The 7,174-nt window shown below is 43.7% G+C and carries 6 protein-coding genes; all 6 read right to left on the bottom strand.

Features of this window, described 5'->3' with window-relative positions; genetic code table 11:
- Positions 1-616: 616 nt before the first annotated feature.
- The 6 genes from AACZ11_RS06260 to AACZ11_RS06235 all read right to left on the bottom strand — a co-directional run bounded on the left by AACZ11_RS06260 (position 617) and on the right by AACZ11_RS06235 (position 7,112).
- Positions 617-1,012, bottom strand: a complete 396-nt coding sequence (locus tag AACZ11_RS06260; RefSeq protein ID WP_290625623.1) for a hypothetical protein — start codon at positions 1,010-1,012, stop codon at positions 617-619.
- Between the two features lie 616 nt (positions 1,013-1,628).
- Positions 1,629-2,834: a tyrosine-type recombinase/integrase gene (locus AACZ11_RS06255; RefSeq protein WP_290625621.1), complete on the bottom strand. Its 1,206-nt coding sequence runs from the start codon at positions 2,832-2,834 to the stop codon at positions 1,629-1,631.
- Positions 2,835-3,181: 347 nt separating this feature from the next.
- The gene (locus AACZ11_RS06250) at positions 3,182-3,712 is read right to left on the bottom strand and encodes a nuclear transport factor 2 family protein (protein WP_290625619.1); all 531 of its coding nucleotides are present in this window, start codon (positions 3,710-3,712) and stop codon (positions 3,182-3,184) included.
- A 2-nt stretch (positions 3,713-3,714) separates the two neighbouring features.
- Positions 3,715-5,370, bottom strand: coding sequence for a T9SS type A sorting domain-containing protein (locus tag AACZ11_RS06245; protein ID WP_290625617.1), 1,656 nt, complete (start codon positions 5,368-5,370; stop codon positions 3,715-3,717).
- 71 nt (positions 5,371-5,441) lie between these two features.
- On the bottom strand, positions 5,442-6,119 hold the full coding sequence (locus AACZ11_RS06240) for a hypothetical protein (RefSeq protein ID WP_290625615.1): 678 nt from the start codon (positions 6,117-6,119) through the stop codon (positions 5,442-5,444).
- Positions 6,120-6,401: 282 nt separating this feature from the next.
- Positions 6,402-7,112 (bottom strand): Two component regulator three Y domain protein, encoded by a 711-nt coding sequence (locus AACZ11_RS06235; RefSeq protein WP_290625613.1) that lies wholly within the window; start codon positions 7,110-7,112, stop codon positions 6,402-6,404.
- Positions 7,113-7,174: the final 62 nt, after the last annotated feature.

The following is a 7,174-nucleotide window of genomic DNA, read 5'->3' as shown; positions in this document are numbered from 1 at the left end:
ACTAGACAAACAAGTGCATACGGAATCACTTATTTTATCAGATAAATTCTGTGAAAAAACAAAGTTCGAAATGCAGAGGATAAAAATTATCAAAGTTTTGTTTGGAATCATTTTCTCTAATTGTGCCCAACGGTCTTGTATAACGTTCCGTTGCGGAACGTTTTGACTAAAATAGTTAAAAATTCCTCATTAACTGCTTGCAAAGATTTTCCGAGTAGGAAAATCGGCAGCAATGGACGGTATACAATGTTACCTTAAGTGGCGAGCCGGATCTTTCGGCCGGGACAGACTTTCACTGAAAATCAGAAACCATTCCGAGCAATCAGAGTGTTGGTCCAATCAGAGTTTTGTCAGAAGGACTACAAAACTATCGGAATTGATAAAGATCTTAGAAATTCAATCAGTTGAAATTCTGTCGAAGCCATTTTACGGTAACGGTTTGCATATGATACGGCGGGCTTTGAGCGGCTGCATCGGCTGAGCGTTGGAAGCGCAGCGTGCGAATCAGCCGTGGGCAGTGGCGCCGCTGTTACGTATTTATCAGCCTTAACAAATTTTTGATAAAGTTAGAAAAATTTAATTGAAGCCGGGTGTGACCGCTGTATTATATGCGATGTTATACACTGGCGCTCTCATCAGATTTTAGAAATTTTCGAATCCAAATCAGATATGTTATGAAAATCGGTATTATGGAGGAAATGGCAATAAATTCCATCGGTCCATCTATATCTTCCAAACTTCCATTAAGAGTAAATAAAAATCCGAGTAAAACAATTGAAGGAATCAATCCAATACAAATTCGGAAATAATTATGTTTAACTAATTTTTGAGCACCTAGAAGTAATATTCCATTTAAAGCTGATAAAAAAAATGCTGGAATCGCATAAATCAGAAGAGCAATCCACCAATTGAAATCATATGCATTTTGTCCTACAATATGCCCGCTAATTGAAATTCCAACAATTATTAGCGCAAATGCAATCATTGTCAAATCCCAAATTTTAATTTTCATTCGCCTGTGTATAACGTGTTATATCTTGTATTTTATGCACGATAGCCCGGAGATCACACGGTTAAAACAACAATCGCAATGCCCGATAGCCCTAGCAACGACGCCGGTATCATACACCCTCACAAAATAGTAAAATTTGTAATACCCCCACAAACAAAACCGCAAACCATTCCAAAAACAGGAAAAACCCTATGCTCATTCAAGGGGCTGCTCCACAAAATACGAACATAAAAAGGAACACCTGCATAATTTCCGGGATAACCCCACGATAACCCCACGATAACCCCACGATAACCCCACCATAACCCAACCATGCTCCGGAGGAGTGAGCAGTGAGCAGTGAGCAGGAGATGGTGAACAGTGAAGCGTGAATGGTGAATGGGTATTGATAAAGTTATTTAGAATCCAAACCGGCCTCAGAATGCAACCCACGAATCACACTATAAATGCAAATTCTTTCTTACCAGCAAATGCGAAGTATTCATGAATTCCTTAAAAAACAATACGAAAATATGAATAAAAGAAAGTTGGAATAGTTTCATTAATGGAAAAAAGAAAGAAAAAAAAGAAACAGCTCACTTCATACAAAATAACAAAAGCACCAAAACATGCAACCTTACCCCTCTAATCCCGGAACCCCGGAAAGACCATCCCCCAATTTCGAACTTCCCGGCGCTTGCTCTCGAGAAGCTAGTGCCCGTAGGGCAACATCCAGAGGACTCTGTATCGACTGCAGATCACGAGTCGCTACATGTGTGTACAACATGGTTGTTTCCGGTCTGCTATGCCCCAACAGCACTTGAATATATCGAAGATCGACACCGTTCTCTAGCAAATGTGTTGCATAACTATGCCGCAATGTATGAGGCGTCACTCGCTTTTTAATATGGGCCAGCCTACAGCTCTTTCGCAATACCGCACGTATCGTACCTGCCGTGTACATACCCCCATTCGGATTTTCTACAAAGTATCGTTTTGGCTGATAGCTGTAATAATAATTTCGGAATAACGGAATAAAACTCTCCGCTAGGATGACCACACGATCCACCCGACCTTTCGCGTTCTTGATATGCAACTGCTTTCGCTCAATATCAAAACAATTAAGTTCCAAAGCGATCACTTCCCCAATACGTAAACCCGAAGAATACAGTAGGGCGAGCACGGCTCGGTGCTTTAAATTCTTGGTCACCCGTAGAAGGTTCAGTACCTCCTCTTTGCTTAGTACCGTAGGTAATTTCCGGTCACGACGCGGCCGTTCAATAGTTTCGGGATCAATGGCACACACCGGATAAAAATAGGCAAACTGTTTCAAGGCACCCACCAACTGCCGGTGCGTACTTATGGAGTAATCCAGCGTCTGTACGGCCCATTCGGTATAGAGTCGCACATCGTCTTTAGTAAGGGATTCTGGGGGCTTAGGGGTTGTATACTGAAGGAATTCTTGCACAAATCCGCCATAGACCTTTATGGTGTTCTTGCTGTATCGCTTCCCTTTCAGAAATTTGATGAACGTGTCGAATAAGGCGTTTCGTTCCGGCGAGAGGGGCACAAGCCGTCGTTCCGAAGCACGTTGCGAACGCAAAGTCTGTTCCGAAGCACTTCGGAAAGCAGTCGCATCTACCGAATAGCCTTCCATTCTAAGATAGATCAAAAGACGTTCCAACACTGAAGCCGAATAGCTTACATAAAAGCATCTATGTGTTTTACTGAAGGTCACCCCTTCAAAACGTTGCACATAGCCTTTTAGCGCCACCTCAAACGGAAAACGGATCGCGATTCGAACAGCACCGCGGTGCCGTATAGGTTCCAATACCACCTTCATAGTAATTTGTTTACAACAAGACAACGTGTAAACCGGGGAGTAAATCACCCTAAAAATAACACAATTTCCCCACATTGTAAAACGAAATAACCTGAAAGGTAAGTGGGTAAAGGGAATCGTAAATGGTGAATGGTAAAGCGTGAGTGGTGAATGGGTATTGATAAAGTTATTTAGAATCCAAACCGGCCTCAGAAAGCAACCCACGAATCACACTATAAATACAAATTCTTTCTTACCAGCAAATGCGAAGCATTCATGAATTCCTTAAAAAACAATACGAAAGTATGAATAAAAAAAAGTTGAGAATAATTCATTAATGGAAAAAAGAAAAGGAAGAAAAAGAAGCCTTACTCTAACTTCAATAAACGGGCCTTGTCAAAGAATACAGCATCCACAGCCACACCATTCACAGTGCCGGTATCAAAATCCTGTGCGATCTTCCACACACCGTTCTCTTGTTTCAATACCACATGAAACTGACCGTAATACGCTTCAGGTTCCTTGCCCTTTTCGGAAAACAGCACCCGGTAATACCCCACTTGATAGGCGTTTGTACCCGTAACGTTAGAACTTTCCAACGCAAGATCAATCGTCATGCTACTTCCGTCCGGCAAAGGTTGCCATCGGTCTATAGACGCTTTGTATTCGGCTCCGGTAAGCAGGTGCTCGTCTGTAATGCGCAGCATGTCCTCGGTATGCAAGGCTTTAAAGGTTTCACTGTCCCGTGCTTCATAGGCAGTCTTAAAGGGTTGCCAAACCTGCGCAATGATACTTTCTGCTGCATCCGTCTCTGTTTTCTGAGCTGTTAGAATACTCACCAACAGACTACACAGTAAACACATAGTGAATCGTATGGTATGCGTTTTAATGATAGGCATTGTTAGTTGTTTACAATGAATCGAAGGGTCTCACTGCCTACGGCGTCTGAAACGGTAAGCAAGTAACTTCCGGTAACCAATGGCAGATCCAGCGTGATGGTTCCGGAAGGATTGCGGAACGTTTTTTCAAAGAGCCGCACACCCGTTATCGCATAAGCTGTAAGTGTGACGGTACTTTGAAGGTCTTGTGGCACTTGTAATTGCAGGTAATCACCTATGGGGTTCTGCACCAAGGTATATCGTTTTAGGGAAGTGTGGTCTTCGATACCTAATGTTTGCCGTATTTCGTTTAATGCGAATTGTGCGCTGGCGGCTGTCACCATCACATGCGATTCATTGGTAGAAGGGATGTAGCTGTTCACAAAGGGGGACGTGTGCGTGCCGCCTATGTCGGGTACAGCATACCAGTCGTCTTCGTTCTCGATGGCCAACGCAGAGATCACAGGAATAAAAGAGAATTCGTCTTGATCCAGCGCCGCAATGAAATCGGCAATTACCGGATTCCCACTGCCGTCGCCCAAGGCGTTAGAGATATTGGATGTCCCGCCGGGGGCACTGTCAATACCATCTGTAAACCCGAAGGCCTGTGCATCTGCTAAAAAGGTGTCTACCGGGATCCCGAAAAAGAACGACTGAAAGTCAGTCACATTGTTAGTAATACCTGCTTCAGGAGTGAAATGTAACAATACATCGGCCGTCGCACCACCGCCCAGGTCCAGCGTCGTGTCTACCACCTGCATGCCCGCCATACCGGTAGCAGTACCTTGTCCGCTGCCATTCACCATGGTGACATTGCGAACGTTCTGCGGAAAGCCCAACGCGTCCAGTTCCGACTGAAAGGCATCCCTGAAATTTGGAGCACCTATGGGAAGTAATTTAGTTGGGTCTTGCAGGTAATCTGAGCCTGCCTGTAAATGACCCAACAAATGGTCGTACAGCATTTCCTTGGCTGCCGGCGAATTGAGTACAGTATCGACTATGGCTTGCGCATCGGCGTCTCCGGTCTGCTGCGCCAGATAATTGATAAGGTACTGCAAGCTAATAGGAATGTTCGCACCGCGGTGGGGCGAATCGAAAGAAATATAAAGTCGTGTTTCGGCATCTAAGCTGTTTTGTTCCATATAAGCCAGTGCGTACCTAGCGATGAGTCCGCCCATACTGGGTCCCAACACCACAAGTTCTTCGTTGCCTACCTTTTGCGCATTAAGCAGATCGATAAGCTCTATGAGGACCATGGCGTTTCGCTGAATGTAATCCGCACCGCCGTCAATTGTTTTCCCGTCTGTGATATAAGTAGGTGCATTCAGTACAACGATATCAAAACCCTCATTACGTACAATATCAGCCAGGTTTTGTCCGTCAAAATTCAAACTGTTATATAGCCCAGTGATATCCCGACTGTCCCCGGGGTCGAAGCCGTCCAGAACAATGATGGGTTTGTCTAGCGTTCCATCCACCAGATCGAGGAAGATCTCATATTCCCCTTCGCCAAAATAAGCCTGAGACTCATCATAGCCTTGATACCCGATAGTGGCGACAATGGGTGTGACCACGCTGCGATTCGCAATGTGCGTGGGCGTGGGTTTCTTCTGAAAATAGCTTTGGGATAGTGCGTTCAGGGAAATCAACGAACACAGGAGGAGGTAATGGAATTTCATAAAAATAAGTTTGAGTTAAATGTACCTATTTTTTTTGAAAGAAGGTTTGGTGAATATGCAATGCGACTGCATTATTCTATCGTACGCACGCTATATCCTTCGGAAGAGAACATGGCAGGATTTACCTCCTTGCTAAGATGGATGACCTTGAGTTGCACATCGGCTTTTCCTTTTTTGCTTTTCAGAAGGACTTCCAGCGGAAAACCTGAAACTCCCAACTGATTGAAAAGTTCGATCTCTTTCTTAGATTTACCTTTCCCTACACTCTGATAGCTCAGCACTTGGGCCATGGATAACGGGATCGTTTCATCAATCCACAAAGTGGCAATGTATTCATCATTTTCCGAACGTACTTCGCGAGTCTTCCGGTCATCGATCACCTTTTCGGGTGCCGAAGTAGCGAGCGGTAGGGACTTGGGTGGGGTTTTCAATGCATGTGGCATGCCCGGCCAGTGGGATTCATCCATGGGCAGGGTATACCCCAGTTTCTTGCCATCCAACAGGAAAAGGGCAACGATCTCTTTTTTACCGGTATCGAAGAGCATACGCATATCGGGTTCATTTCCACGCCCGTGTAGGATCATGGCGGTACGTTCTGGAGTGAAAGTATAGGAGACCGTATCGGTTCGTACGTTACCGTTGGCATATTCTTGCACAACAACAAGGTCGAAGCTGCCTGTGAAGGACTGCGCCGCTGTTGTCAAGGACAGTGAAAGCAATAGAAAAAACCAAAACACCTGTGTTCTCATGAGAGGATCATTAAACGGAACGTATCGTAAGATAAGAAAATAATAAGAAAGGTGTATGGAAAAGCCCCAGGATGCACAGCAAAAAAAGCGGCTCCTCGAAGGAGCCGCTGCATCAGAATATAAGACCATTAATTAACCAATATTAATCCTTATATCTAAATAAACTGTAATATCGTTGGCAATATAGGGTTTTTATCGAATACAGCTAAATTCTTAACCTATCTCTAACATCATTTGCCGATACATGTTAAATTGTTGAGGCTGACTGTATTACTTTTCTTACTAATTACCGTCTTCCGGGGTTTCAATTGCTATAACCGACTGAGCCGGAGGGTTTAATAAGGTTTCTTTTAAATTTAATTTTGAACCTGAATTTGTCAACAGCACCGCTGAAAAATCCGTAGTGCTGGTCAACCTGTTTTCGGCTAACATCAATTCCTTTAAGTTTCTGTTGGTCGCCAAACCTGAAGGAACGTTCCCTTCTAATTTATTATCAAATACGTTAAAGATCTCTAATTCAGCTAAATTTCCAATGGCTTCGGGAATGCTTCCGCTCAACGCATTGCTGCTTAAATGTAATTGCTTCAAATTGGTAAGCATGGCGATGGATACCGGGATCGTTCCGGTTAGTTTGTTGCCGTTAAAAGCTAGTACTTCTAATTGGGTTAGATCTCCTATACTTTCAGGTAAGGATCCCGAAATGTTATTGAATGACAATTCTAAGGTACGCAGTTTTTCAAGGTCTGCAATAGAGGCAGGAATACTACCTTGCAAATTATTAAACAGCAAACTTAAACTCACTACATGATCGTTCTCTACGGTCACACCTTGCCATTCTTGTACCGGCTTGTTCGTGTCCCAAGATTTGATCCACTGCTCCCCATGGGTAGCAACATACAGATCCAATAATGCTTGTTTCTCTTTTGCCGGCACCTGCGCAAAAAGAGGTACCGTGAGCAACATAAGGCTAAGGTTTCGTAGGAATTTTTTCATGATTCGGGGGTTGATTATTCTTACATTATGTAGTAAATTAATGATATTAAAAGTTATAATGC

The organism is uncultured Altibacter sp. (assembly GCF_963972995.1).
GTDB lineage: Bacteria > Bacteroidota > Bacteroidia > Flavobacteriales > Flavobacteriaceae > Altibacter.
This window is presented reverse-complemented; position numbering and strand designations above follow the sequence as displayed.

Excerpts from the sequence above, each read along its gene's own strand:
- AACZ11_RS06260 (WP_290625623.1), bottom strand. The coding sequence starts at position 1,012 with ATGAAAATTAAAATTTGGGATTTGACAATGATTGCATTTGCGCTAATA.
- AACZ11_RS06255 (WP_290625621.1), bottom strand. The coding sequence starts at position 2,834 with ATGAAGGTGGTATTGGAACCTATACGGCACCGCGGTGCTGTTCGAATC.
- AACZ11_RS06250 (WP_290625619.1), bottom strand. The coding sequence starts at position 3,712 with ATGCCTATCATTAAAACGCATACCATACGATTCACTATGTGTTTACTG.
- AACZ11_RS06245 (WP_290625617.1), bottom strand. The coding sequence starts at position 5,370 with ATGAAATTCCATTACCTCCTCCTGTGTTCGTTGATTTCCCTGAACGCA.
- AACZ11_RS06240 (WP_290625615.1), bottom strand. The coding sequence starts at position 6,119 with ATGAGAACACAGGTGTTTTGGTTTTTTCTATTGCTTTCACTGTCCTTG.
- AACZ11_RS06235 (WP_290625613.1), bottom strand. The coding sequence starts at position 7,112 with ATGAAAAAATTCCTACGAAACCTTAGCCTTATGTTGCTCACGGTACCT.